This window comes from Variovorax sp. HW608 (assembly GCF_900090195.1).
GTDB lineage: Bacteria > Pseudomonadota > Gammaproteobacteria > Burkholderiales > Burkholderiaceae_C > Variovorax.
The window spans coordinates 7,635,939-7,661,098 of sequence record NZ_LT607803.1; the positions used below are offsets into that span (position 1 = coordinate 7,635,939).

The following is a 25,160-nucleotide window of genomic DNA, read 5'->3' on the forward strand; positions in this document are numbered from 1 at the left end:
TTTGAAGTCGATTGAGTGAGTGAAAGTGAAAGAGAGCGCGGCACGAGACCTCAAGGCCTCAGAAGCCGCCGGCGATCGGGTGCCGCGCGACGAAGTGGCCCGGGCCGACCTCCGCGAGCGGCTTCGGATCGGGCTCATGGCCGACCGGAAAGATGGCGCTCGGGATCTCGCCCGAGAGCAGCGCGCGTTGCAGGTGGCGGCGCGCCGGATCGGCCACCGGCACCGCGGCCATCAGGCGCTTGGTATAGGCATGCTGGGGGTTCTCGAAGATCGCGCGGCGCGGACCGATCTCGACGATCTGCCCCAGGTACATCACCGCCACGCGGTGGCTGACCCGCTCCACCACCGCCATGTCGTGCGAGATGAAGATGAAGGCCACGCCGAGCTCTCGCTGCAGGTCGAGCATGAGGTTGACGATCTGGGCCTGGATCGATACGTCCAGCGCCGACACCGATTCGTCGGCCACCACCACCCGGGGGTTGAGCGCGAGCGCGCGGGCGATCGCGATGCGCTGGCGCTGGCCGCCTGAAAACTCGTGCGGGTAGCGCTGCGCGTAGTCGGGCGCGAGGCCCACCTTCTCGAGCAGCCAGCGCACGCGCTCGCGCGCCTTGGCACCGTCGGCCACGCCGTGCACCAGGAGCGGCTCCATGATCGAGAAGCCCACCGTCACGCGCGGGTCGAGCGAGGCGAAGGGGTCCTGGAAGATGAACTGGATGTCGCGCCGCAGGGCCTGCACCTGGCGCTCCGGCAGCGCGAGGATGTCGCGGCCGCCGAATTCGATGCTGCCGCGCTGGCTCTCGACGAGGCGCAGCAGCGAGCGCCCGGTGGTCGACTTGCCGCAGCCCGACTCGCCCACCAGCGCCAGCGTTTCCCCGGGGTAGAGGTCGAAGCTGACCTTCTCGACCGCATGCACCTCACGCGTGACGCGCCCGAAGAAGCCGCTGCGCAGCTCGAAGCGTGTCACCAGGTCCTTGACGCGCAGCACCGGCGGCTCGTCGCGGCGCACCGTGTCGTGCGGCGGCGGCGCCTCGACCGCGCTGGCGGGCGCGTCCACCTGCAGCAGCTCGAACTTGGCCGGCAGCTCGGTGCCGCGCATCGCGCCGAGCTGCGGCACGGCCGACAGCAGCGCGCGCGTGTAGGCATGCTGCGGCGCCTTGAAGATCTCCGCGGAAGGGCCGGCCTCGACCTTGTCCCCGCGGTACATCACGAGCACGCGGTCGGCCACTTCGGCAACCACGCCCATGTCGTGCGTGATGAAGACCACGCCCATGTTCATCTCGCGCTGCAGCTCGCGGATGAGCTGCAGGATCTGCGCCTGGATGGTGACGTCCAGCGCGGTGGTCGGCTCGTCGGCGATCAGCAGCGAGGGCCGGCACGACAGCGCCATCGCGATCATCACGCGCTGGCGCATGCCGCCCGAAAGCTGGTGCGGAAAGCGCTGCAGCACGCTGCGCGCCTCGGGAATGCGCACCAGCTCCAGCATCCGCAGCGCCTCGGCGCTCGCGGCCGCGCGGTCCTTGCCCTGGTGGATGGCGATGGCCTCGGCGATCTGGTCCCCGGCGGTGAACACCGGATTGAGCGAGGTCATCGGCTCCTGGAAGATCATCGCGATGTCCGCGCCGCGGATGCCGCGCATCGTGCCGTTGGAGGCGCGCGCGAGGTCCAGCACTTCGCCGCTGCGGCGGCGGAAGGCCATGCACCCGGCGAGGATGCGCCCGCCGCCCCACTCGACCAGCCGCATCAGCGACAGCGAAGTGACCGACTTGCCGGAGCCCGATTCGCCGACGATGGCCAGGGTTTCACCGCGATCGACATGGAAGGACAGGGAGCGCACCGCGTCGACCGTGCGCTCCGAGGTGGCGAAGCGCACGGTGAGATCGTCGACCGCCAGCACGCGCTGTTCGGGCAGCGCGAGCGCGGGAGATGGGGACGGGGCGCGCAGGACAGCGGACATGGTTCTTGCCTTGGTCGCGACTCAGCGGTGAATGGCGGTGAAGGGCGCCTCGGCGCCGCGGGCATGACCGCGGTACATGCCCTCGGTGTTGAAGCACAGGCTCAGGTGGCCCTCGCGGTCGACGGCGATCAGGCCGCCGCTGCCGCCCTCCCCGGCGATCGCCGGCAGGGTCTGCATGACGACCGCTTCAGAGGCCTGCGCCAGCGACTGGCCGGCATAGCGCATGCGCGCGCACACGTCGTAGGCGGCGGCGGCGCGGATGAAGATCTCGCCGCTGCCGGTGCACGAGACCGCGGCCGTGCGGTCGTCGGCGTAGGTGCCCGCGCCGATCAGCGGCGAATCGCCGATGCGGCCCACGCGCTTGTTGGTCATGCCGCCGGTGGACGTGGCCGCGGCGAGATGGCCGCGCACATCGAGCGCGACGGCGCCCACGGTGCCCATCTTGCGGTCTTCGTCGAGCGGCGCTTCGGCGGCAGCCGCTGCCAGCGCGGCGCCGTCGTGGTCGAGCGTGACGCGGCCCGCATCGCGCACGCGATGCAGCTGGGCGCGGCGCGCCTCGGTGGAGAAATACGAAGGATCGACGAGTTGGAGGCCGCGTTCGCGCGCGAAGGCTTCAGCGCCGGCACCGGCGAGCAGCACATGCGCGCCGTCCTCCATCACGGCGCGCGCGGCGCGCACTGGGCGGCGGATGCGGCTCACGCCTGCGATGGCGCCGGCGCGCAGGTCGATGCCGTCCATCACCGCGGCATCGAGTTCATGGGTCTCGTCGTGGGTGAACACCGCACCGTGGCCGGCGTTGAACAACGGGCAGTCCTCCAGCATCTCGACCGCCAGGCACACGGCATCGACGGCCGTGCCGCCGCGAAGCAGCAGCTTCTGGGTGGCCTGCACGATGGCATGCAGCGCCTCGTGGTAGCCGCGGGCGGCGTCCTGGCTGAGCGCGGCTGCACTGATGGTGCCGGCGCCCCCGTGGATGGCGATGACGGGCGAAATGGTGGTCATGAGGATCGCTTTTTCCGTTCGGAAGCTTGAGCAGGTTCGGTGCCCGCGCCGGGTGGCATCACCTGCGGCCCCGGCGCGCCATGCAGCCAGGGCGCAAGGGTTTCGACGACCCGGCCTGCAACCTGGAAGGCGCCGGGCGCACGCAGTGCCACGGCGCTGGTCAGTGCCTCGATGAGCGCGAGCGCGCCGGTTTCGCAATTCGGACGGTAGCGCGAACGGGTCTGGGCATAGAGCGCCACGTCGGCCAGCGGCGCCAGCGGCGAGCTGGGCCGGTCGGTGATGGCCAGCACCTGCGTGCCGCGCGCGCGGGCGGTCTTGGCCAATGTGACGGTATCGACGAGGTAGCGCGGAAAGGCCAGCGCGACGAGCAGGTCTTCAGGGCCGCTGCGGATCAGCGCCCGCGCGGCACTGCTGACGCCGCCCACGCCGGCGAGCGTGCGCACATCGGCGCAGTAGGAATCGAGGCCATGCGCCAGCAGGCCTGCGAGCCAGCCGCTGGCGCCGAAGCCGACGACCGACACGGTACGCGCCGCCAGGATGCGCCGCACGGCCTCTTCGCAGGCCGCGTAGTCGAGCGATTTGCGCGTCGCTTCGACGTTGTGCTGGGTTTCCTCCAGCGAAGTGGCGAAGACCTCGGCCACCGTGCTGGGCTGCGCGAGGTTGCCGCGCAGTTGCTCCACCGGCGCGACCAGCGCCTCGAAGCCGCGCACCAGTTCGGCCCGGAAGGTCGCGTAGCCGTCGAAGCCCAGGGCGCGCGCAAAGCGGTTCGCCGTGGCCACCGAGACGCCCACGGTTTCCGCGAGTTCGTCGATCGGCTGCGTGGCGACCTGCAGCGGATGGGCGAGCACGTGGTCGGCCATCTTGCGGTGCGCCCGCGTCAGGCGCGGCAGCGCCTGCGCGATGCGGCGCGCGACGGTGGTGTTGTCGCTGGCTTCGGGGAGTTCCACGAGGAAGGTCGCTTTGGAGAGCAAATGAGAATCGAATTACAAATATAACTCCGCTGTGAAAATTTTTGGTCAAATTTGAGCGAAGGAAGGCCCTTCCAGGCCTCAAAGCCGGGTTAACCCCGATCCGGGGCGCGATGCGGTGGAAGGAAAGGAGAAGTCAGTCGTCGAAATCGGCGCGCAGCACCTTGCCGATCACGGCGCTCGAAAAGCCGCGGGCCATCAGGAAGCGCGCCTGCCGCGCGCGCTCGGCCGCGTCCTGCGGCAGCGCGCCGAAGCGGCGGCGCCACACTTCGCGTGCGCGGTCCAGTTCCGTTTCCTTCAGGCTGGCGACCGCATCCGCCACGGCTTCGGGCGCGATGCCCTTGTGCAGCAGTTCCTGGCGCACCCGTGCGGCGCCGAGCCGGGCCGAGCGCTGATGCAGCACCGACTGCACCACCCTCGCCTCGCTGATGAAGTCCTTGGCCGTGAGCTCGTCGAGCGCCCGGGCCAGCGCGCCGGGCTCTTCCTCGTACTTGCGAAGCTTGCGCTCGAGTTCGGCGCGCGAGTGTTCGCGCTGGCTGAGCAGGCGCAGGGCGCGGCCCTTGAGTGACGGGCCCGCCCTTCCCTCTTCCTGTTTACTTGTCACCCTTCGCAGGCTTCTCGGACGCTGCCTCGGCCGCCGATTCGGCCAGAAGCGGGATGCCCAGCGATTCGCGCACCTTGTTCTCGATCTCGCGCGCCAGTTCGCGGTTCTCGCGCAGGAATTCGCGTGCGTTGTCGCGGCCCTGCCCGATCTTCTCGCCGTTGTAGGCATACCAGGCGCCCGACTTGTCGATCAGCTTGGCGTTCACGCCCATGTCGATGATCTCGCCCTCGCGGCTGATGCCTTCGCCGAACAGGATGTCGAACTCGGCCGTCTTGAAGGGCGGCGACACCTTGTTCTTGACCACCTTGACCTTGGTCTCGTTGCCGATCGCCTCGTCGCCCTTCTTGATGGTGCCGATGCGGCGGATGTCCAGGCGCACCGAGGCGTAGAACTTCAGCGCGTTGCCGCCGGTGGTGGTTTCGGGCGAGCCGAACATCACGCCGATCTTCATGCGGATCTGGTTGATGAAGATGACCATGCAGTTGGTCTTCTTGATCGTGGCCGTGAGCTTGCGCAGGGCCTGGCTCATCAGGCGGGCCTGCAGGCCGGGCAGCGAGTCGCCCATTTCGCCTTCGATTTCGGCCTTGGGCGTGAGCGCGGCGACCGAGTCGACCACGATCAGGTCGACCGCGCCGGAGCGCACCAGCGAATCGACGATCTCGAGCGCCTGCTCGCCGGTGTCGGGCTGGCTGATGAGCAGGTCGGGAAGTTCCACGCCGAGCTTCTGCGCGTACTGCACGTCGAGCGCGTGTTCGGCATCGACGAAGGCGCAGGTGCCGCCCTGGCGCTGCATCTCGGCGATGACCTGCAAGGTGAGCGTGGTCTTGCCCGAGGATTCCGGACCGTAGATCTCGATCACGCGGCCGCGCGGCAGGCCGCCGACGCCGAGCGCGATGTCCAGGCCCAGCGAGCCGGTGGAGACCACCTGGATGTCTTCCAGCGCCTCACCCTCGCCCAGACGCATGATCGTGCCCTTGCCGAACTGCTTTTCGATCTGGGCCAGCGCGGCCTGGAGCGCCTTGGCCTTTTCGCTGTTGGGGCCGGAGAGGTTCGAGCCCTTGACGACTGCGTCCATGTGGAAACTCCTTGAATATCAATGGGTTGTGCTGGATTCATCCCGCTGCGCTTAATCACAGGCTGGATGCTTGCACAGTAGTGTAGGGGTCAATGGATCGGCATTGGCTCATTTTTTGGTCAGTTTGATTTACTATCGATCCGCCATGGCCGATCTACCCTCTTCCATCGACCACGACGCATGGCGTCAAACCCACCTGGGCCGTCTGCTCGGCCATGCGATGCGCCGCTTCGACGAGCGCGTGCTCAGCCTGATGGCCCACGACGCGGAGGTCCCGCTGGCGCTCTCGAACCTCGCGGCGCGCGCGCAGGTCAGCGCCGCCCACATCCACATCACGCGGCACCTGTCGCGCGACGGTTCGCGCCTGACCGAACTGGCCGAGCGCGCCGGCATGACCAAGCAGGCGATGGGCACGCTGGTCGACCAGTGCGAAGCCTGGGGCCTCGTCACGCGCGAGCCCGATCCGCTCGATGCGCGCGCCCGCCGCGTGATGTTCACCGCCGACGGCCTCGCATGGCTGGAAGCCTTCCGCACCGCGGTCGCGCAGGCCGAATCCGAATTCCGCGCCAGCGTCGGCGACGAGATCGCCACCGTAGTAACGATCGGCCTGGAAGCCTACGCGGCAGCCTAGAATTTGACGCAGTCAATTCAGGAACACTCGGCGCGGCCAAGACCAGGAATCCCGCGGAACCGGCTTTGCCGGGCCGCTGGGATTGCCCCCGGAAGGGGGTGTCAGAGCCACACGAAGTGGGCGAGGCTGGGGGCGAACTCAGGATGCGAATACTCATTGCGGAAGACGATCAGGTACTGGCCGACGCCCTGCTGCGCAGCCTGCGCACCTCCGGTGCGGCGGTCGATCATGTGGCGACGGGCTCGCAGGCCGATGCGGCCCTGATGACCAACAGCGAATTCGACCTGCTGATCCTCGACCTCGGCCTGCCCAACATGCATGGCCTCGACATCCTCAAGCGGCTGCGCGCGCGCGGCTCGCAACTGCCGGTGCTCGTGCTCACCGCCGCGGACAGCGTGGAAGAACGCGTCAAGGGCCTGGACTACGGCGCCGACGACTACATGGCCAAGCCCTTCTCGCTGCAGGAACTCGAAGCGCGCGTGCGTGCCCTCACGCGGCGCGGCATGGGCGGCACGAGCAACGCCATCAAGCACGGCCCGCTGGTCTACGACCAGGCCGGCCGCGTGGCGACCATCGACGGCAAAATGATCGAACTCTCCGCGCGCGAACTCGGCCTGCTCGAAGTGCTGCTGCAGCGCGCCGGCCGCCTCGTGAGCAAGGACCAGCTCGTCGAGCGCCTGTGCGAATGGGGCGAAGAGGTCAGCCTGAACGCGATCGAGGTCTACATCCACCGCCTGCGCAAGAAGATCGAAAAAGGCCCGGTGCGCATCGCGACCGTGCGCGGCCTCGGCTACTGCCTTGAAAAGATCCCTTCCTGATCGGCCGCTCGCCGGCTCGATGACCGCCCGGTGAAACTTTTTCAGCGCGCCCAGCGCTCCCTGTTCGGCGAGATCCTCGACTGGATGCTCACGCCGCTGTTGCTGCTGGTGCCGGTGAGCATCGGCGTGACCTGGCTCGTGGCGCAGGGCATCGCCAACGCGCCTTTCGATCGCGCGCTCGAATCCAACATCCAGACCCTCGCGCGGCTGGTCGACGTGGACCATGGCCGCATCCAGTTCGCGCTGCCGCAGCCGGCGCGCGAGATCCTCGGCGGCGACGTGGCGGATCGCGTGTACTACCAGCTGCTCGACGAGCACGGCGGCCTGCTCAGCGGCGAACCGGAAGTCCCGCCGCCCAGTTCCGACGAGCCGCCCACGCCCGGCGTGGTCTACCTGCGCAACGGCCTGATCATGGGGCAGCAGGTGCGCATCGCTTCGCTGTGGATCGCCGGCGCCAACCCCGAGGCGCCGATGGCCCTGCTGCAGGTGGCCGAGACGCGCGAGAAGCAATCGGTGCTGGCGACGGAAATCATCAAGGGCGTGCTGCTGCCGCAGTTCGCCATCCTGCCGCTGGCGGTGCTCCTGATCTGGCTCGCGCTGGTGCGCGGGATCAAGCCGCTGTCGGTGGTGGAGGCGCGCATCCGCGAGCGTCGCCCCGGCGACCTGAGCCCGCTGGACGAATCCTCGGTACCGCTCGAAGTGGTGCCGCTGGTGCTCTCGGTCAACGACCTGCTGCGCAAGCTCAACGACTCGATCGGCACCCAGAAGCGCTTTCTCGCGGACGCCGCCCATCAACTGAAGACACCGCTGGCGGGCCTGCGCATGCAGGCCGACCTCGCGCAGCGCGAAGGCGCGAACGCGGAGGAGCTCAAGCAGTCCCTCAAGCAGATCGGCCGCGCCAGCGTGCGCGCGACCCACACGGTCAACCAGCTCCTGTCGCTCGCGCGCGCCGAGGGCAACGGCGCCAACATCGGGCGGCAGTCCTGCGACATCGCGCGGCTCACGATCGAGGTGGTGCGCGAAGCGGTGCCGCGTGCGATCGACAAGCGCATCGACCTCGGCTACGAAGGCGCCCAGCCCGGCGCGGCCGGCGTGGCGATCGAAGGCAATCCGACCTTGCTCAAGGAACTGGTGCGCAACCTCCTCGACAACGCGATCAACTACACGCCCTCGACCCCGGAGCGCCCCGGCGTCATCACCGCGCGCGTGCTGGCCGACCCGTTCGGCCGCATCGTGATGCTGCAGGTCGAGGACAACGGCCCCGGCATCCCCGAAGCCGAACGCGAGCTGGTGTTCGAGCCGTTCTACCGGGTGCTGGGCAACGACGCCGACGGATCGGGCCTGGGCCTGCCGATCGTGCGCGAGATCGCGCGCCAGCATTTCGCGACCGTGCGGCTGGAGGACGCCCAGCCGGGCCGGCATCCGCCGGGCACGCTGGTCAGCCTGCGCTTCGACGGCAACGAGGGAGAGCGCCGCGCCGGCGGGCCGCCCTAGACCTTGCCGGGATCGGCCTTGCGAATCTCCAGCATCTGCGGCCGCACCTGCTGCAAAAGGCGTTGCGGCTCGCGCTCGCTGAAACTCGCGGGCTGCGTGCCGAAGAGGGCGAGTGCGCCTTGCGACCACGCGTAGTAGCCGAGGTTCGCGACGACCACGAGAACGACCAGGAGCCGCAACATCATCGCGTCGAAGGGGCAGGGCGCACGCTGACTTCGGCGCTGGTGATGGTCTTCATGCCGGAGGCCGTCTGCACCAGCAGTTCGCCGCCCCAGCCCACGCCTTCGCAGCGGCCTTCGGTGCCGTCGCTGAGCTGCACCTCGCGCCCGCGCAGCGCGTCGCGTGCGGCGAAGCGCGGCGCGAAGGGAACGAAGCCGCGCTCATCGAAGAGCTGCACGTTCGCAACCAGCGGCAGCGCGATCTCGCGCAGCACCTCGGCCGGCGTCGCCTGCGGGCGCCACTGCTGCAGCCAGGCCGGCGCGGTGCTGAGCCCGGCGGCTTCGCGCGGGCCGATGTTGATGCCGATGCCGATCACCAGATAGCGCTCGGGCGCATCGGGCTGGAGCAGGGCGGTTTCGATCAGGATGCCGCCGAGCTTGCACTCGCCGAGCCAGAGGTCGTTCGGCCATTTGAGCGCGAGGCCCACGGCATTGGAAGGGTCGAGGCTTTCCGCCACGCTCACGCCGACCGCGAGCGACAGCCCCGACCAGTCGCGCGGCGCGAGCGGCAGGCCGAGCGAGAAGGTCAGCGAGGCCGGCTGCTGCGCGTCCTGCGCGCTTTGCCAGCTCCGGCCCAGGCGGCCGCGACCGGCGGTCTGCCGTTCGGCCACCAGCAGCACCGGGGCGCGGCTGCCGTCGCGCGCCCGCCGCATGAGTTCGCTGCTGGTCGAATCGATCTCGGCGACGACTTCGACGCAAAGCCCCGGCAGCTTGCGCGCCAGGGCGTTCGCGATCTCGTCCTCGAACCAGGGCGCGGCCATGCTCAACGCTTGCCGGACTTCGAGGCCTTGGCGCCCTTGGCCTTGTCTTTCTTCTTCTTCGCTTCCTTGCGAGCCTCGAGGGCGTCCTTCCTGCCCTTGCTGGCGCTCTTGGCTTCCTTCTTCTTGCCCTTGCCCTTCTTTTCGTCGGGCTTGGGCGCGAGCAAAGTACCGCGACAGTTCTTTGAGCCGCACCAGCAGGGGAACTCGGACTTGAGCTTCTTCGTATACGGCTCGTCGATGATCAGGCCGTAGTCGTAGCTGAGCTCTTCGCCGGCCGCGATGTTGCGCAGGGCCTTGATGAAGACGCGGCCGTCCTGCTCGTCGGCTTCGCAGCTCGGGTCGCAGGAATGATTGATCCAGCGCGCGGCATTGCCCTTGACGCCGCCATCGATCACACGCTCGTCATCGATGTGGAAGTAGAAGGTGTGGTTGGGCTGCGACGGATCGTGCGGATGGCGGCGCAGCGCCTCCTTCCAGCTGATCACCTCACCCTTGTATTCGATGAGCGTTTCGCCCTCCGCGATATCCTGCACGGCGAAAACGCCATTGCCGTGGACGTCGGAGCGCCGGGTCTGGATGCGGCGGCCACCAGCGGAAACGAGGGACTTGGAAGGCATCGGCGAAGTCTGATAGTTTGAATATGTACGCATGCGCGTGCGTGCGCGCACGCGAGAAGCGCCAGATTGTAAGGATGACGAGTCAATGAAGACTTTGGTGATTGCAGAGAAGCCATCGGTGGCCCAGGACATCGTCCGGGCGCTCACGCCCGTGGCAGGCAAGTTCGACAAGCACGAAGAGCATTTCGAGAACGAGAAGTACGTCGTCACGAGCGCCGTGGGCCATTTGGTCGAGATCCAGGCGCCGGAAGAATTCGACGTCAAGCGGGGCAAATGGAGCTTTGCCAACCTGCCGGTGATCCCGCCGCGCTTCGACCTGAAGCCGGTCGACAAGACCAAGACCCGCCTGGCCGCGGTGGTCAGGCAGGCCAAGCGCAAGGACGTGACCGAACTCGTGAACGCCTGCGACGCGGGCCGCGAAGGGGAATTGATCTTCAGGCTCATCGAGCAGTACGCGGGCGGCAAGTCGTCGCTGGGCAAGCCGGTGCGGCGCCTGTGGCTGCAGTCGATGACGCCGCAGGCCATTCGCGACGGCTTCGACCAGCTGCGCAGCGACCAGCAGATGAAGGGCCTGGCCGATGCGGCGCGTTCGCGCTCGGAGGCCGACTGGCTGGTCGGCATCAACGGCACGCGCGCGATGACCGCCTTCAATTCGCGCGACGGCGGCTTCTTCCTGACCACCGTCGGCCGCGTGCAGACGCCCACGCTGTCGGTGGTGGTCGAGCGCGAGGAGAAGATCCGCAAGTTCGTGAGCCGCGACTACTGGGAAGTGCACGGCACTTTCCTCGCCGAAGCCGGCGAATACCCCGGCAAGTGGTTCGACCCCGAGTGGAAGAAACCGCCGCCCGGGCCCGATGGCGCGCCCGACCCCGAGCAGCGCGCCGACCGCGTCTGGAGCGAGCGCGAAGCGCTGGCCATCGCCGAGGCGGCGCGCGGCAAGGTGGCGAGCGTCACCGAAGAGAGCAAGCCCACGACGCAGGCCTCGCCGCTGCTGTTCGACCTCACCTCGCTGCAGCGCGAGGCCAACAGCCGCTTCGGCTACAGCGCCAAGACCACGCTGGCGCTGGCGCAAAGCCTCTACGAGCGCCACAAGGCGCTGACCTATCCGCGGACCGATTCGCGCGCGCTGCCCGAGGACTACCTGCCGGTGGTCAGGCAGACGATGGGCATGCTCGCGGGCAGCGGCATGCGGCACCTCGCGCCCTTCGCGCAGCAGGCGATCGACGGCAACTACGTCAAGCCGTCCAAGCGCATCTTCGACAACGCCAAGGTCAGCGACCACTTTGCGATCATCCCGACCTTGCAGGCGCCGAGCGGGCTCTCGGAAGCCGAGCAGAGGCTCTACGACTTCGTGGTGCGGCGTTTCCTGTCGGTGTTCTTCCCGAGCGCCGAATACCAGGTGACCACGCGCATCAGCACCGTCGAGCACGCGGGCAGGAAGTACCCGTTCCGCTCCGACGGCAAGGTGCTGGTCAAGCCGGGCTGGCTGGCGATCTACGGCAAGGAAGCCCAGGACGAAGAGAAGGAAGACGACAAGGACGGCAAGCGCCTGGTGCCGGTGAAGCCGGGCGAGAAGGTCAAGGTGCAGTCCGCCGACATCAAGGGACTCAAGACCCGCCCGCCGGCGCGCTATTCCGAAGCCACGCTGCTCGGCGCGATGGAAGGCGCCGGCAAGACCATCGACGACGACGAGCTGCGCGCCGCCATGCACGAGAAGGGCCTCGGCACGCCGGCCACGCGCGCGGCCATCATCGAAGGCCTCTTGACCGAGAAGTACATCCATCGCGAGGGGCGCGAGCTGATCCCCACCGCGAAGGCCTTCCAGCTCATGACGCTGCTGCGCGGCCTCGGCGTGGAGGAACTCTCCAAGGCCGAACTCACCGGCGAGTGGGAATACAAGCTCGCGCAGATGGAGCACGGCAAGCTCAGCCGCGAAGCCTTCATGCGCGAGATCGCCGAGATGACGCAGCACATCGTCAAGAAGGCGAAGGAATACGACCGCGACACGGTCCCCGGCGACTACGTGACGCTCAAGACGCCGTGCCCGAACTGCGGCGGCGTGGTGAAGGAGAACTACCGCCGCTATTCGTGCACCGGCAAGCTTGGGCAGGAGCCCTGCGGCTTCTCGTTCGGCAAGTCGCCGGCCGGCCGCACCTTCGAGTTCGAGGAAGCCGACCAGTTGCTGCGCAACAAGCACATCGGGCCGCTGGACGGCTTCCGCTCCAAGGCGGGCTGGCCCTTCACCTCGGAGATCGTGCTGCGCTACGACGACGAGGCGAAGAACTGGAAGCTCGAATTCGATTTCGGCGACGACAAGAACGCCGAGACCGGCGAGATCGTCGACTTCACGGGCCAGGAGTCGCTCGGGCCGTGCCCGAAGTGCGGCGCACGCGTCTTCGAATACGGCAGCAACTACGTCTGCGAGAGATCCGTGCCGACGCACGAGCATCCGAAGCCGACCTGCGACTTCAAGACCGGCAAGATCATCCTGCAGCAGCCGGTGGACCGCGCGCAGGCCGAGAAGCTGCTCAGCACGGGCAAGACCGACCTGCTCGACAAATTCGTCTCCACCCGCACCCGCCGCGCCTTCAAGGCCTTCCTGACCTGGAACAAGGACGAGGGCAAGGTGACTTTCGAGTTCGAGCCCCGGACCAGCAAGTTCCCGCCGCGCAAGACCTTCGCCAAGGCCGCGCCCGCGGCAGCGAAGAAGGCGGCCCCGGCCAAGAAGGTTGCAGCGAAGAAAGCCGCAGCCCCCAAGGCGCCGCGCAAGCCCGCCGCGGGCCTGAAGCCCAGCGATGCGCTCGCCGCGGTGATCGGCACCGAGCCGGTGCCACGTACCGAGGTCATCAAGAAGCTGTGGGACTACATCAAGGCCAACGGCCTGCAGGATGCGACCAACAAGCGCGCGATCAACGCCGACGCCAAGCTGAAGCCGGTGTTCGGCAAGGACCAGGTCACGATGTTCGAGCTCGCCGGGATTGTCGGCAAGCATCTGAGCTGAACCTTCAGCGCATCAGCAGTGCCTGCCGCAGCAGGCGCGCGGCGCGGTTGCGGATGCGTCCCGGCGCGGTGCGCAGCGGCCCGTGCGCGCTGACCTTGGTGGTCGCGCAGGCCCAGAGGAAGTCCTCCAGGATGGGCGTGTCGTCGAGCGTCTCGGTGCTGCCGTACTTGTGGAACTCGGGGTGCCACTGCGTGGCCGCGATGTAGCTGCGCCCCCGGTCGGGCTTGCGCCGGATGGCTTCGGCGACGTGGTCCGGAATGCTCCAGGCGTCGACCTCGAAGCCGGGTGCGAGGTCCTTCACGCCCTGGTGGTGGATGCTGTTGACGCGCGCCGTCTCCATCCCCGGATAGAGCTTCGACAGCCGCGAGCCCGGCGTGACCCGGATGTCGTGGAAGTTCTGGTCGTACGCGACCGGGTCGCGGTGCCGCTGCGCATTGGGGTGCTGGGCCTCGATGTCCTGGTAGAGCGTGCCGCCGAAGGCCACGTTGATCAGCTGCAGGCCGCGGCAGACGCCGAAGATCGGTTTGCCGACCTGCTCGAAGGCCTCCACCAGCGCGAGGTCGTAGAGGTCGCGGATGCGGTCGCCGATCCAGGCGTCCTTGAGCGGCACCTCGCCGTAGCTGCCGGGCCAGACATCGGTGCCGCCGTGCATCACCACGCCGTCGAGCCATTCGGCGTAGTGCGACAGCCTGGTGTCGCCGCGCGCGGTCTCGCCGGTGGGGCAGGGGACCATCACCACCATCGCGCCGGCGGACATCAGCCAGTGCGCGATCGACTGCTCCACGTACTGCAGCGTCTTGTTGGTGAACAGAGAACGCGCCGGGTCCGCGTGTGAGAAACAGGCTGAGAGGCCGATCTTCAAACGGCCGGATACGGTTTGTACCATCGTATGCCGGGAAACGTGTGGCTGAGCCACGCTGTTGACTTGGCGTTCATTCTGAAACGATTCGGTCGCCGCTGCACGGCAGCGGTCACCGCGCGGCGAAGTCGGACGACGCTCGCGTCGCGGGCAATGGCATCATCGCGAGGCCACCGCAGGAGACAAACGATGAAGACCATCAAGGGGCCGGCCATCTTCCTGGCTCAGTTTGCGGGCGACGAATCGCCCTTCAACTCCCTCGACGCGATTGCCGGCTGGGCCGCGGGGCTCGGCTACAAGGGGGTGCAGATCCCGAGCTGGGACAGCCGCCTTTTCGATCTCGGGAAAGCCGCCGGGAGCAAGACCTACTGCGATGAGGTGAAGGGCACGCTGGCGCGGCACGGCCTGGAGATCACCGAGCTTTCGACGCATCTGCAAGGGCAGCTCATCGCGGTGCACCCGGCCTACGACGCGGGCTTCGACGGCTTCGCGGCGCCCGAAGTGCGGAGCGACCCGGTCAAACGGCAGCAATGGGCGGTCGAACAACTGCACCACGCCGCGCAGGCTTCGGCCAACCTGGGGCTGACTGCGCATGCGACCTTCTCGGGTGCGCTCGCCTGGCCGTACCTCTATTCATGGCCGCCGCGGCCGCCGGGCCTCATCGAGGAGGCCTTCGACGAGCTCGCGCGCCGCTGGAAGCCGATCCTCGATCGCTTCGACGAAGCCGGGGTCGACGTCTGCTACGAGATCCATCCCGGCGAGGACCTGCACGACGGCGTGACCTACGAGATGTTTCTCGAGCGCGTGAACCATCATCCGCGCGCCTGCCTGCTGTACGACCCGAGCCACTTCGTGCTGCAGCAGCTCAACTACCTCGACTACATCGACCACTACCACGAGCGCATCAAGATCTTCCACGTGAAGGACGCGGAGTTCAATCCGACCGGCAAGCAGGGCGTCTACGGCGGCTTCCAGTCGTGGCTGAACCGCGCGGGGCGCTTCCGTTCGCTCGGCGACGGCCAGGTGGACTTCGGCGCCATCTTCTCGAAGATGGCCGCCTACGACTTCCCGGGCTGGGCGGTGCTCGAATGGGAGTGCTGCCTCAAGCACCCGGAGGACGGCGCGCGCGAGGGTGCGCAGTTCATCGCGAACCACATCATCCGCGTCGCCGACCGCGCCTTCGACGACTTCGCCGGCGGCGGCATCAACACGGCGGCCAACAGGAAGATGCTCGGCATCGCCTGACCGGGGCTTCAAATGCCTTCGGGCTTGCGCAGGGTTTGCATCCGATCGATCGAGTGCACCTTGATCTTGCGCACCTCCGAGCCCTGCTGCACCGTGAGCTCGACGTCGCCTTCGGCGACCGGACGCTTCCAGAGCTGCTTGTAGAAGGCCTCGAGGGTGCTGACCTCGATGCCGTCGATCTCGAGCACCACGTCACCGGGGCGCAGGCCGGCTTCGAGCGCCGGCCCGGCGCGGTCGACGCGCACGATCTGCACATGCCCGCCGCGCTCGGACGACGAGACGCCGAGCCACGGCCGGATGCTGGCGCGCGTGCGCCCGTTGGCCTGCAGTTCCGCCAGCACCGGCCGCAGCAGATCGACCGGCACGAACATGTTGCCCGGCAGCGTGCGCTCCGGACCCGCGGCCTCCAGCACGAACAGGCTGCCGATGCCGAGCAGCTCGCCGCGGCTGTTGAAGAGCGACGCACCGCTGTGGTTGGCCACCGGCGGGCTGGTGAAGATCGCGCTTTCGATGTGGTATTCCCAGTAGCCGGAGAACGGTCGCGTCGCGATGAGGCGGGTGAAGCCGACCTCGGTGCCCCGGCTGCTGCCGGTGGCGACCAGGAGCGGCTCGCCGTCCTTCATGCTCGCGATCCCGGCCATCGGCACCGGCTCGATGCCCCGCAGCGGCACCAGCGGGCGCACGAGGCCGAAGCCGGTCGCGAGGTCGTAGGCGACCTGGCGCGCCGGGAGGACGCGATCGTCCTGGGTGATGACCTCGATGGTCTCGGCTTCGAGCAGCAGGTAGCCGATGGTGAGGATCAGCCCGTCCGGTCCGATCACCACGCCCGAGCCCGAACGCCGCTGGCCGAGGCTCTCGGCGGAGGTCGCCCCTTCGGTCGCGGTGACGTCGAGCGCGACGACCGCATCGCCGGCCCGCTTGAGCGCGCGCACCTGCGCGTTCATCGCCGCGGTCTCGGCCGGCGTCCCGGCGACTGCGGCAAGGCCGATCAACGCGGCGGCACAGGCAAGAAGGGCGCCGAGCCACCGAACGCGATGCCGGGCAAGGCTCGATGCCAGCGAAGATCGAATGCCTGATCCTTGCGTGTGCATGACCGCGCTCCCGGGAACGATGGTCCCCCATGGTGCGCCGCTGGCGCATGGCCCGCAAGCCCGCTCGCCCCGCCTGTCGAGGCTTGGGCCGGCGCGCCGAAAAGCAACAGTTGTGCCAGTCGAGTAGAATGGCGGGTTCGTTTCGATACCCGGACGAAGCATTTCGTCAGATCGCCGGCAGGGTCCAGATCCGGCTCGAAACCCGCTCACTGCCTTCGTAGCTTGCTGAAGCGAACGGCGCTCTGACCGCTTCGGTGGGGGCTTCGGTGGGCGCACGGCCCCGGCCGGGCCGCGCTTGAACCGGCCGACCGTTTTTTCTATCCAAATCACGACAACCATTCAAAGGTAATTCATGCCAAAGGAAGAACTGATCGAAATGAACGGTGCAGTCACCGAAGTGCTGCCCGATTCCCGCTACCGCGTGACCCTCGACAACGGCCATCAACTGATCGCCTACAGCGGCGGCAAGATGCGCAAGCACCACATCCGCATCCTGGCCGGCGACAAGGTCTCGCTCGAGCTCTCGCCCTACGACCTGACGAAGGGCCGCATCACGTTCCGTCACCTGGAACGCCGTGGCCCTCCGCCAGTCACGGGCGGCAACAACAACACCCGCCGCTGATCGCGCAGTGACCGGTCCGGCCGCCGATTTCGGGCAGCTCCCGCTTTCGCCGCAAACGCTGGCGAACCTGGCGCAGCTCGGCTATGCGCAGATGACGCCGATCCAGGCGGCCAGTCTGCCGGCGGCGCTGCTCGGCAAGGACCTCATCGCGCAGGCCAAGACCGGCAGCGGCAAGACGGCCGCCTTCGGGCTGGCGCTCCTGGCCAATCTCAATCCGCGCCGCTTCGCGGTGCAGGCCCTGGTGCTGTGCCCGACGCGCGAACTCGCCGACCAGGTCACGACCGAAATCCGCCGGCTTGCGCGCGCCGCGGAAAACATCAAGGTGGTCACGCTCTGCGGCGGTGTCGCGATGCGCGGGCAGCTGGCCAGCCTGGAGCACGGCGCGCACATCGTGGTCGGCACGCCGGGCCGCATCATGGACCACCTCGAGCGCGGCAGCCTCGATCTCGAAGCGCTCAACACCCTGGTGCTCGACGAAGCCGATCGCATGCTGGACATGGGCTTCTTCGACGACATCGCCAAGGTCGCGCGGCAATGCCCGGCAGAGCGCCAGACGCTGCTGTTCTCGGCCACCTACCCCGAAGGCATCGAACGGCTCGCCGCGCAGTTCATGAAGAACCCGCAGCAGATCGCGGTGCAGTCGCAGCACGCGGCCGGCAAGATCCGCCAGCGCTGGTACGAGGTGCAGGACGACCAGCGCCTGCACGCGGTGAGCCTGCTGCTGGGCCATTTCCGCCCGCTCAGCACACTGGCCTTCTGCAACACCAAGCAGCAGTGCCGCGATCTGGTGCAGGTGCTCCAGGCGCAGGGCTTCAGCGCATTGGCGCTGTTCGGCGAACTCGACCAGCGCGAGCGCGACCAGGTGCTCGTGCAGTTCGCCAACCGGAGCTGCTCGGTGCTGGTCGCCACCGACGTCGCGGCGCGGGGCCTGGACATCGCGCAGCTCGAAGCGGTGATCAACGTCGACGTCACGCCCGACCCCGAGGTCCACATCCACCGCATCGGCCGCACCGGCCGTGGCGAGGCGGAAGGGCTGGCGCTCAGCCTCGCGAGCATGGACGAGATGGGCAGCGTCGGAAAGATCGAGCAGTTGCAGGGCCGCGAATCCGAGTGGCACCCGCTGGCCGAGCTCAGCGGTGGCGCCGACGCCGCGGCGCTGCAGCCGCCGATGGCCACGCTGCAGATCGCTGGCGGGCGCAAGGAGAAGATCCGCGCCGGCGACGTGCTGGGCGCGCTCACCGGCGAGGCCGGCTTCACCCGCGAGCAGGTCGGCAAGATCAACGTCAACGATTTCTCCACCTACGTGGCGGTCGACCGGCGCATCGCGCGCGAGGCCGTGCGCAGGCTCTCCGCCGGCCGCGTCAAGGGCAAGACCGTCAAGGTGCGGCTGCTCGACGATGTGGCCTAATTACGCTTTTCGCTTTTTCACCAACCAGAGCTTTCCATGTCCAACAAAATCCGCACCGAAGCCGACCGCAAGGCGTCCCCCAAGCCCGTTCCGATGCCCGGCTACAGCCTGCCCAAGATGGGTGGCGGCCAGAAGGTGAGCCTCGAGCGCGGCACCGCGACCCGCAGCAAGAAGAACCCCGGCAAGCGCGCCAAGAAGGGCGGCTGATCGCTTCACCGGGCCCGGCGCGCGTGTGCGCCGCCGCTCGCTGAACATCGCAGAACGCGCCTTTCGGGCGCGTTTTTCATTGGAGCTCCCGCAGCACATGTCCGACGACTACCAGATCGACATCCCGCCTTCGTTCTTCGCGCTCTACACCGACCGGCGGCAGCGCCTCGCGGAACCGATCGCGCTGGTGCGCGAGCGCTACGAGGTCTGCGAGGACCTGGCGAACCATCTGGTGCAGCAGGCGCTGACGCTGCATCACGTCGAAGTCCCGTCCGAGGAAGAGATCCTCGCCAAGATCCATGCGGGCCTCGCCGCATCCGGCTCCGGCCTTTCGCCCGCCGAGGCGCAGTGGATCACGCGGCGCCTCGCCGAGCTGCTGAACTGGCGCAGCCCGCCGCTCGACTGAACGTATTGACCGGGCGCCGAAATTCACGAGATCATCCGTTTCCCGATCTCCGCCCCGGCCATCCGGTCTTCGAAGTGCGCCGCGGCGCCCGACAGGCGAAGGAGGCTGCCCCATGAGCTCGACACACGGCAGGCGCTGGCTCCGGCGCATCGGCGTCGCACTCGCCCTGCTGATCGCATTGGCAGCGGTCGCGATCTTCGCCGGCGATCAGATCGGACGCATCCGGATGCAGCGCAAGGTCGACGTGGCGGTCAAAGGCGTGCCCTTCCGCGACGACGCATCGGCCCTCGAGCGCGGACGCTACCTGTTCGCATCGCGCGGCTGCGCCGACTGCCACGGCGCCAAGGCGGGCGGCGCGACGTTCGTCGACGACGGCAAGGGCCTGCGCATCGCGGGACCGAACATCAGCCCCGGCCCGGGCAGCGTCGTCGCCGGCTTCACGCCGGCCGACTGGGAGCGCGCGATCCGCCACGGCGTCGATCCGAAGGGGCGTCCCCTGATGGTCATGCCGAGCGAGGACTACAACCGCTTGACCGACGACGACCTCGCCTCGCTCGTCGCCTACCTGCGCCACATCGAGCCGGCGTCCGGCGGCGGGCCGGTGCTCGACCTGCCGCTGCCGGTGCGGGTGCTGTACGGCTTCGGCATGATCCGCGACGCGGCCGCGAAGATCGACCACACGCGCCCGCCCCAGCAACCGGTGCCAGTTGGCGTGACCAGCACGCACGGCGCCTATGTCGCCAACATGTGCTTCGGCTGCCATGGCGCGAAGCTCAATGGCGGAAAGATCGCCGGCGGCCCGCCCGACTGGCCGCCCGCGGCGAACCTCACGCCCGCCGAAGGCTCCGCGATGACGCGCTACCCGGACGCGGATGCCCTCGCGCGCCTCTTCAAGAGCGGCAACCGGCCGGACGGCACGGCGGTGAAGGTGATGCCCTTCGGCTCGCTGCGCGAGATGAGCGACACCGACGTGCGGGCGCTGTTCCTCTACCTGAAGACCTTGCAGCCGATGCCGCACGGCTGACTCAGGGGCTCAGACGACGATCGCGTCCGTTGCCGGGCAAGTGATCATCATGAAGCAACAAAACTACGACATCGAGCAATCGGAAGGCGGCGTCCCCATCAAGATGTGGACGCGCGGCGTTCCGGTGGAACCCGCGGCCAGGCAGCAACTCGCCAACGCGGCACGCCTGCCGGTCGTGTTCAAGCACATTGCGGCGATGCCCGACGTGCACCTGGGCATCGGCGCCACCGTGGGGTCGGTGATCCCGACGCTGAAAGCCATCATCCCGGCCGCGGTGGGCGTGGACATCGGCTGCGGCATGATGGCCTGCAAGACCACGCTGCACGCGAACGATCTGCCCGACAACCTCCACCCGCTGCGCTCGGCGATCGAACGCGCGGTGCCGCACGGATCGACGCCGCCCCGCAAGGGCCGCGACCAGGGAAGCTGGGAGAACCCGCCCGGCTCCGTGGACCAGGTCTGGGCCACGCTCGCGGATGAATTCGACGCGCTGTGCGAACTTCACCCGCGTCTGAAGAACACCAACAACCGCAAGCACCTGGGCACGCTGGGCACCGGCAACCACTTCATCGAGGTCTGCCTCGACGAGGGCGGCGCCGTCTGGTTCATGCTGCACTCCGGTTCGCGTGGCGTCGGCAATGCGATCGGCACGCACTTCATCGAGCTCGCGAAGAAGGATGCCGAACGCAACCAGCGCAACCTGCCGGACCGCGACCTCGCCTACTTCGAGGAAGGCGCGCAGTACTTCGGCGACTACGTGCGCGGCGTGAGCTGGGCGCAGAAGTTCGCCGCGCGCAACCGCGAGGTGATGATGACCAATCTGATCGCGACCGTCCGCAAGGTGATCGGCAAGCCTTTCGAATCGCACGTCGAGGCGGTGAACTGCCACCACAACTATGTGCAGCGCGAGCGCCACTTCGGCGAGGACGTGTTCGTGACGCGCAAGGGCGCGGTGAGCGCCAGGCGCGGCGAACTCGGCATCATCCCCGGCAGCATGGGCGCGCACAGCTATATCGTTCGCGGACTGGGAAACCCGGAAAGCTTCGAGAGTTGCAGCCACGGCGCTGGCCGCGTGATGAGCCGGACGCAGGCAAGGAAGCGCTTCTCGGTGGCGGATCAGATCAAGGCGACCGAGGGCGTGGAGTGCCGCAAGGACGAGAACGTGATCGACGAGATTCCGATGGCCTACAAGGACATCGATGCGGTGATGGCAGCGCAGAAGGACCTCGTGGAGGTCGTTCACACGCTGAAGCAGGTGGTGTGTGTGAAGGGGTGAGGTCCAGGGACTTTCGCCACCACGATCCGAGCGGCACGTACGGGTTGGCACCGTCCCTCTTCGGCCATAGGATCAACGCCATTGCCCCACGGAGTCCCCCATGAGCAACGAACTGCGCAACAAGCTCCACGAACTGCAGCAGCTGTCGACCAACGCCGCCGATCCGCAGACCGCCGCGATCATCGAGGCGCTGCGGCTTCAGACGGCCATCCTCAATGAACGGCTGTTCCGCATCGAGCTCCAGCTCGGCGAAGTCGTCAAGCGCTGGGACGCGAGCGCCGACTCCGCCTGAGCAGGAGCGGGAGCGCCGCCGCTCAGCCTCGGTGCTCGGCGTTGCGCTTGCGCGTGGCGGCGGCCTTCTTCGCGGAGGCCGAGCGCTCGGCGGCGCTGCGCGATGCGGAGGCGGCGCCGCCCAGACGGCCGCCCTTGTGGGCCGGCGCATGGTTCTCGGCCTTGCCGCGGCCGGAGCCGCTCTTCTTGCCGCCGCCGGTTTCCGCGTTCACCGTCGCCCAGGCACGGCGCTCGGCCTCGCCCTTGGCGACGCCGCGGTGCTCGTAGCCCTTTTCGATGTGCTCGGCCTGGCGCTTCTGCTTGTCGCTGTACGAAGATTTGTCACCTCTTGGCATGGTGCGTCTCCTTCCGTGGATGAGGTGCCCCATGGTCGGCCCGGTGCGCGCGAGGTGGGTAGGAAGTTCGGGCCGGCGTACGTCAGCAAGCGCTTGCATGACCACGACAAGGCTGGCCGTTCGGCCGGTTCCTAGGTCGGCGCGATCCGGCTACCGTTACGCTTGGAGACGAAAAACAAAGGAGCGAGCGTGAAACGCGCACACATTGCCGCTTTGACAGGGTTGTCGGTGCTGGCCGGGCTGGCCGCGGGAACGGCGGGCTATGCGGCCCTCCGGCTCGCGGGCTCGGCGAAGCTGGCCGGCCGGGGCCATTCCTACGACCGACTCGCGCAGGCCGAGGGCTCGCGCCTGCTGGTGATCGGCGACAGCGCCGCCAGCGGCGCCGGGGCGAGCGATCCGGAATCGAGCCTGCCGGGCCTGCTCGCACGAGCGAATCCTTCGCTCACCGTGGTCAACCGCGCGCGGCCCGACGCGCGCTTCGGGGACTTCCTGTCGCAGCTCGATGGCGACGAGCCTTTCGACGCGGTGCTGATCCTCGGCGGCGCCAACGACGTGATCCGCATGACGGGCCTCGCCGACCTGCGCCACACCGTGGAGCGGATCGCGCAACGCGCCCGCGTGCGCGCCGGGCTGGTGGTGTTCATGCCGCCGGGCAACCTCGGCAATGCGCGGCCGTTCCTGCCGCCGTGGAACTGGTGGATCGCCTACCGCTCGCGCCGGCTGCATGCGATCGTCTCGGAAGTCGCGCAGGCCAATGGCGCACTCTGCGTCTCGCTCTACCAGGAGCGCGAGGACGACCCCTTCGCCCGCCATCCCCGCCTCATGAACGCGAAGGACGGCCTGCACCCCAGCGACGCGGGCTACGAGCTGTGGCAGCGCGAGCTCGAAACGCAGGTGCAGCTATCGGCCAAGCTGCGCAAGATCGGGCGCACCGCCGCGCGGCGTGGCGCCGATTTCTGAGGCGAACATCGGCTGCACGCGCCACCACGCCGGCAGCAGCTCGCGGATCTCCTGCCGGGCGAAGCGGTCGTCGAGCAGGTAGAGCACGCCGGCATCGGTCTCGGTGCGGATGACGCGGCCGGCCGCCTGCACCACCTTCTGCAGCCCGGGGTAGACGTAGGTGTATTCGTAGCCGTCGCCGAAGAGCAGCTCCATGCGCTCGCGCATGACCTCGTTGGGTTCGTTGTGCTGCGGCAGGCCGAGGCTGGCGACAAAAGCGCCCACCAGGCGGTCGCCCGGCAGGTCGATGCCTTCGCCGAAGGCGCCGCCGAGCACCGCGAAGCCGATGCCCTGGCCGCCCGGCACGAAGCGCGCGAGAAAGGCATCCCGGTCGGCCTCGCGCATGCCGCGCGACTGGGCCCAGGTCGGCACGTCGGGATGGCGGTCGGCGAAGGCGGCCGCTGCGTCCGCGAGGTAGTCGAAGCTGCTGAAGAAGGCGAGGTAGTTGCCCGGTCGCTGCGCGAACTGGTCCGCGATGATGTCCACCAGCGTCGAGAGCGAGCGCGGCCGGTCGCGAAAGCGCGTCGACACGTCCATGGCGACGCGCACCGTGAGCTGCTCGCTGCGAAAGGGCGAATCGACGTCGAGCGTCGCCGTGTCGTCGGGCAGGCCGAGCGTGTCGCGGTAGAACGAGAAGGGCGCGAGCGTGCCCGAGAAGCAGGTGGCCGACGCGCAGGCGCCGAAGCGGCCCGTGAGGAAGGGCGCCGGAACCAGGTTGCGGATGACGAGCAGCCGCTCGCCGTCCGCGCCGAGCGTGCATTCGAAGACCGAATGCCGCGCGAAGGAGTCGGTGAGGCGCGCGAAGCGCAGCACGTCGAAGAAGCACTGCTGGAGCGGGCCGAGCGGCTCGTCGGGATGGGCGGTGAAATGCTCGGCCATCACCGCGACCGCATCCAGCAGGGCACGTGCGAAGGGCTCGGGAATCTCGTCGCGCGCCTCGTAGGCCGCGACCTGCTCGCGCTGCAGCAGTCGCCACTCGCGGTCGAGGTTGGAGAGCGCCTTGCGGATCGGCGCCGGCGCCTTCTGCGTCACGCCATCGATCGCAGCCGAGGCGAGTTCGGCCGAATACATCCCGCGCGCACGGTCGAGCAGGTTGTGCGCCTCGTCCACGAGCAGGGCGACGCGCCAGTCTTCCTCCCTCGTCAGCGCGTAGAGGAAGGCGCTGCCGTCGAAGTAGTAGTTGTAGTCGCCGACGACCACGTCGCTCCAGCGGACCAGTTCCTGCGCCAGGTAGTAGGGGCAGACCGCGTGCTGCAGCGCGATGCGCCGCAGTTCGGCGCGGTCGAGCCAGCCGGATTGCACCGCCTCGCCGCGCGCGGCCGGCAGGCGGTCGTAGAAGCCGCGCGCCAGCGGGCAGGCTTCGCCGTTGCAGGCGCGGCCGGGATGCTCGCAGGCCTTCTCGCGGGCGGCGAGTTCGAGCACGCGCAACGGTGCACGTTCGCGGTCGAGCGTGCGCAGCGCGTCGAGCGCCACCGCACGGCCCGAGGTCTTGGCAGTGAGGAAGAAGAGCTTGTCGAGCTTCTGCGTGGGCCTGGCCTTGAGCAGTGGAAAGAGCGTCGCCACCGTCTTGCCGATGCCGGTCGGCGCCTGCGCCAGCAGGCAGCGGTCCGAGGCGGCGGCGCGGTACACCGCTTCGGCGAGGTCGCGCTGCCCGGGCCGGAATTCGCCGTGCGGGAAGGCGAGCGCCGCCAGCGCCTCGTCGATGCCCGCGCGGTGCGCTGCCTCCTGCGCGGCCCAGGCGAGGAAGCGGCCGCACAGGGCCTCGAAGTGCGCGCGCAGCTCATCGCGCGTGCAGGTCTCTTCGAGCACCGTTTCTTCCTCGGTGTCCAGATCGAGATAGACCAGCGCGACGCCCAGGCGCTGGAGGTCATCGCGTTCGCACAGCATCCAGGCGTAGGTCCTGGCCTGCGCCCAATGCAGCGCGCGGTGGTTGGACTTGATGGCGGCGAACTCGCCCCGGAAGGTCTTGATCTCCTCGACGCGCCGGCGCTGCGGGTCGTAGCCGTCGGCACGGCCGCGCACGGTCAAGCGCTCGAACTGCCCTGAAAGGATGACCTCGCTTTCATAAGCGGGACCCCGGCGGTTCTGCACCAGGCGATGCCCGCCCTGGCCTTCCTGCGCGCTCGGCACCGGCACGAAGCGCAGGTCGAGGTCGCCCGCTTTCGCGGCGAAGGCGCAGAGCGTCTTCACCGAGACGGTGAGTCCGGCAGTGGAGGGATCGGGGCAGGAGGGGAGCATCGCGCTGGATGAATAT

The 25,160-nt window shown here is 68.4% G+C and carries 25 protein-coding genes; 13 read left to right on the plus strand and 12 right to left on the minus strand.

Annotation, left to right across the window (positions count from 1 at the left end; genetic code table 11):
* Positions 1–58: 58 nt before the first annotated feature.
* The 5 genes from VAR608DRAFT_RS36145 to recA form a co-directional block, all read right to left on the minus strand.
* The gene (locus tag VAR608DRAFT_RS36145) at positions 59–1,954 is read right to left on the minus strand and encodes a dipeptide ABC transporter ATP-binding protein (protein ID WP_088958443.1); all 1,896 of its coding nucleotides are present in this window, start codon (positions 1,952–1,954) and stop codon (positions 59–61) included.
* Between the two features lie 21 nt (positions 1,955–1,975).
* Positions 1,976–2,956, minus strand: coding sequence for an isoaspartyl peptidase/L-asparaginase family protein (locus VAR608DRAFT_RS36150; protein WP_088958444.1), 981 nt, complete (start codon positions 2,954–2,956; stop codon positions 1,976–1,978).
* Positions 2,953–3,903 (minus strand): MurR/RpiR family transcriptional regulator, encoded by a 951-nt coding sequence (locus tag VAR608DRAFT_RS36155; protein WP_231973076.1) that lies wholly within the window; start codon positions 3,901–3,903, stop codon positions 2,953–2,955. The genes VAR608DRAFT_RS36150 and VAR608DRAFT_RS36155 overlap by 4 nt, the downstream gene beginning before the upstream one ends.
* Before the next feature lie 157 nt (positions 3,904–4,060).
* The gene (gene recX / locus VAR608DRAFT_RS36160) at positions 4,061–4,528 is read right to left on the minus strand and encodes a recombination regulator RecX (protein WP_088958445.1); all 468 of its coding nucleotides are present in this window, start codon (positions 4,526–4,528) and stop codon (positions 4,061–4,063) included.
* Positions 4,518–5,603 carry a recombinase RecA gene (gene recA, locus VAR608DRAFT_RS36165; protein ID WP_088958446.1) on the minus strand — a complete coding sequence of 362 codons (1,086 nt, stop codon included), beginning with the start codon at positions 5,601–5,603 and terminating at the stop codon, positions 4,518–4,520. Before recA ends, recX begins: the two co-directional genes overlap by 11 nt.
* A gap of 145 nt (positions 5,604–5,748) precedes the next feature.
* On the opposite strand from recA, the gene VAR608DRAFT_RS36170 reads away from it, so the two are divergent.
* From VAR608DRAFT_RS36170 to VAR608DRAFT_RS36180, 3 genes are all read left to right on the plus strand, one after another.
* Positions 5,749–6,234 (plus strand): MarR family winged helix-turn-helix transcriptional regulator, encoded by a 486-nt coding sequence (locus tag VAR608DRAFT_RS36170; RefSeq protein ID WP_088958447.1) that lies wholly within the window; start codon positions 5,749–5,751, stop codon positions 6,232–6,234.
* Positions 6,235–6,377: 143 nt separating this feature from the next.
* Positions 6,378–7,052 carry a response regulator gene (locus tag VAR608DRAFT_RS36175; protein ID WP_088958448.1) on the plus strand — a complete coding sequence of 225 codons (675 nt, stop codon included), beginning with the start codon at positions 6,378–6,380 and terminating at the stop codon, positions 7,050–7,052.
* A gap of 30 nt (positions 7,053–7,082) precedes the next feature.
* Positions 7,083–8,546, plus strand: coding sequence for a sensor histidine kinase (locus VAR608DRAFT_RS36180; RefSeq protein ID WP_088958449.1), 1,464 nt, complete (start codon positions 7,083–7,085; stop codon positions 8,544–8,546).
* Here VAR608DRAFT_RS36180 and VAR608DRAFT_RS36185 read toward each other — a convergent pair.
* The 3 genes from VAR608DRAFT_RS36185 to VAR608DRAFT_RS36195 are packed head-to-tail and all read right to left on the minus strand — an operon-like array spanning position 8,543 to position 10,142.
* A complete protein-coding gene (locus VAR608DRAFT_RS36185) occupies positions 8,543–8,728 on the minus strand; it encodes a sporulation protein (RefSeq protein ID WP_231973077.1) in 186 nt (61 codons plus the stop codon). The genes VAR608DRAFT_RS36180 and VAR608DRAFT_RS36185 overlap by 4 nt on opposite strands.
* Complete coding sequence (locus VAR608DRAFT_RS36190; protein WP_088958451.1) at positions 8,728–9,525, minus strand: biotin--[acetyl-CoA-carboxylase] ligase; 798 nt, start codon at positions 9,523–9,525, stop codon at positions 8,728–8,730. The genes VAR608DRAFT_RS36185 and VAR608DRAFT_RS36190 overlap by 1 nt, the downstream gene beginning before the upstream one ends.
* Before the next feature lie 2 nt (positions 9,526–9,527).
* On the minus strand, positions 9,528–10,142 hold the full coding sequence (locus VAR608DRAFT_RS36195) for an SET domain-containing protein (protein ID WP_088958452.1): 615 nt from the start codon (positions 10,140–10,142) through the stop codon (positions 9,528–9,530).
* 85 nt (positions 10,143–10,227) lie between these two features.
* On the opposite strand from VAR608DRAFT_RS36195, the gene VAR608DRAFT_RS36200 reads away from it, so the two are divergent.
* On the plus strand, positions 10,228–13,143 hold the full coding sequence (locus VAR608DRAFT_RS36200; RefSeq protein WP_088958453.1) for a DNA topoisomerase III: 2,916 nt from the start codon (positions 10,228–10,230) through the stop codon (positions 13,141–13,143).
* Between the two features lie 4 nt (positions 13,144–13,147).
* On the opposite strand, the gene VAR608DRAFT_RS36205 is transcribed toward VAR608DRAFT_RS36200, so the two are convergent.
* A complete protein-coding gene (locus VAR608DRAFT_RS36205) occupies positions 13,148–14,029 on the minus strand; it encodes a gamma-glutamyl-gamma-aminobutyrate hydrolase family protein (RefSeq protein ID WP_088958454.1) in 882 nt (293 codons plus the stop codon).
* A 162-nt stretch (positions 14,030–14,191) separates the two neighbouring features.
* On the opposite strand from VAR608DRAFT_RS36205, the gene VAR608DRAFT_RS36210 reads away from it, so the two are divergent.
* Positions 14,192–15,247 (plus strand): sugar phosphate isomerase/epimerase family protein, encoded by a 1,056-nt coding sequence (locus tag VAR608DRAFT_RS36210; RefSeq protein WP_088958455.1) that lies wholly within the window; start codon positions 14,192–14,194, stop codon positions 15,245–15,247.
* A gap of 8 nt (positions 15,248–15,255) precedes the next feature.
* Here the strand turns inward: VAR608DRAFT_RS36210 and VAR608DRAFT_RS36215 are convergent, their stop codons facing one another.
* Positions 15,256–16,338, minus strand: a complete 1,083-nt coding sequence (locus VAR608DRAFT_RS36215; protein WP_231973078.1) for a S1C family serine protease — start codon at positions 16,336–16,338, stop codon at positions 15,256–15,258.
* 352 nt (positions 16,339–16,690) lie between these two features.
* Here VAR608DRAFT_RS36215 and infA point away from each other — a divergent pair, with 352 nt between their 5' ends.
* The 7 genes from infA to VAR608DRAFT_RS36245 all read left to right on the plus strand — a co-directional run bounded on the left by infA (position 16,691) and on the right by VAR608DRAFT_RS36245 (position 21,573).
* Positions 16,691–16,960, plus strand: a complete 270-nt coding sequence (infA, locus tag VAR608DRAFT_RS36220; protein ID WP_088958456.1) for a translation initiation factor IF-1 — start codon at positions 16,691–16,693, stop codon at positions 16,958–16,960.
* 7 nt (positions 16,961–16,967) lie between these two features.
* On the plus strand, positions 16,968–18,368 hold the full coding sequence (gene dbpA, locus VAR608DRAFT_RS36225; protein ID WP_088958457.1) for an ATP-dependent RNA helicase DbpA: 1,401 nt from the start codon (positions 16,968–16,970) through the stop codon (positions 18,366–18,368).
* Between the two features lie 36 nt (positions 18,369–18,404).
* Positions 18,405–18,575: a hypothetical protein gene (locus VAR608DRAFT_RS37530; RefSeq protein ID WP_172843947.1), complete on the plus strand. Its 171-nt coding sequence runs from the start codon at positions 18,405–18,407 to the stop codon at positions 18,573–18,575.
* Positions 18,576–18,672: 97 nt separating this feature from the next.
* Positions 18,673–18,981 carry a hypothetical protein gene (locus VAR608DRAFT_RS36230; protein WP_088958458.1) on the plus strand — a complete coding sequence of 103 codons (309 nt, stop codon included), beginning with the start codon at positions 18,673–18,675 and terminating at the stop codon, positions 18,979–18,981.
* Positions 18,982–19,093: 112 nt separating this feature from the next.
* Entirely contained in the window at positions 19,094–20,005 is a 912-nt protein-coding gene (locus VAR608DRAFT_RS36235) for a c-type cytochrome (RefSeq protein WP_088958459.1), read from the plus strand.
* A gap of 49 nt (positions 20,006–20,054) precedes the next feature.
* Positions 20,055–21,281: an RtcB family protein gene (locus VAR608DRAFT_RS36240; RefSeq protein WP_088959170.1), complete on the plus strand. Its 1,227-nt coding sequence runs from the start codon at positions 20,055–20,057 to the stop codon at positions 21,279–21,281.
* A 100-nt stretch (positions 21,282–21,381) separates the two neighbouring features.
* Entirely contained in the window at positions 21,382–21,573 is a 192-nt protein-coding gene (locus VAR608DRAFT_RS36245) for a hypothetical protein (RefSeq protein ID WP_088958460.1), read from the plus strand.
* A gap of 22 nt (positions 21,574–21,595) precedes the next feature.
* Here the strand turns inward: VAR608DRAFT_RS36245 and VAR608DRAFT_RS36250 are convergent, their stop codons facing one another.
* Positions 21,596–21,907 (minus strand): plasmid stabilization protein, encoded by a 312-nt coding sequence (locus VAR608DRAFT_RS36250; protein ID WP_088958461.1) that lies wholly within the window; start codon positions 21,905–21,907, stop codon positions 21,596–21,598.
* 189 nt (positions 21,908–22,096) lie between these two features.
* Here VAR608DRAFT_RS36250 and VAR608DRAFT_RS36255 point away from each other — a divergent pair, with 189 nt between their 5' ends.
* Positions 22,097–22,867: a GDSL-type esterase/lipase family protein gene (locus VAR608DRAFT_RS36255; protein WP_231973079.1), complete on the plus strand. Its 771-nt coding sequence runs from the start codon at positions 22,097–22,099 to the stop codon at positions 22,865–22,867.
* Here the strand turns inward: VAR608DRAFT_RS36255 and VAR608DRAFT_RS36260 are convergent.
* Complete coding sequence (locus VAR608DRAFT_RS36260) at positions 22,808–25,144, minus strand: ATP-dependent DNA helicase (protein WP_088958462.1); 2,337 nt, start codon at positions 25,142–25,144, stop codon at positions 22,808–22,810. The genes VAR608DRAFT_RS36255 and VAR608DRAFT_RS36260 overlap by 60 nt on opposite strands.
* Between the last annotated feature and the right edge of the window lie 16 nt (positions 25,145–25,160).